The organism is Peribacillus sp. P4_B1, assembly GCF_056402395.1.
Genome location: NZ_JBFUHM010000199.1, coordinates 1 through 500, shown reverse-complemented (window position 1 = coordinate 500; position 500 = coordinate 1). Strand labels below are relative to the sequence as shown.

General features: G+C 30.4%; 1 protein-coding gene. It reads right to left on the bottom strand.

The features are described 5' to 3' along the window. Positions 1 to 61 precede the first annotated feature (61 nt). The coding region (locus AC1DVK_RS27245) for a hypothetical protein (RefSeq protein ID WP_477627865.1) at positions 62 to 500 on the bottom strand (439 nt) is incomplete at its 5' end.

The following is a 500-nucleotide window of genomic DNA, read 5'->3' as shown; positions in this document are numbered from 1 at the left end:
AAGAGGACCTTAACCAATTGTTTCTCTAGTTGTTTATCTTGAACTCAAAGTTTAATCTATTCTATATTTTCATTAATCTTCCTGCTTCATCATTCAAACCTAATTTAACCATTTCATTAATGATCCATTCTTTTAACTCTATCTTGTCTGAAATTAAGTAAGTAAATTGAGCATCTCTTATGAAGGCCAGTTTGCTTTCCGTTGTTGCTGAATTAAAAAAAGATTTCACGTCTTCCAAGGTAATCTCCATAGCTTTTTCAAGTTTGTATTTGATATGTTTCCTATTCATACTGCCTAAAGATACTATGCCTATACCATCAAGAGTCGATAATATTGTTTGTTGCTCTCTTGCTGTCATTACTTCTTTTTCCACATAATGATATACATTCTCTATTATTTTGCATCCAATTGTGGATCTTATCTTTTCTACTACATAGTTTGCTTGTTCTTCATTTTCCTCATCTACTTCTTTTTTTAGTTCTTTGAACAAACTAATATAC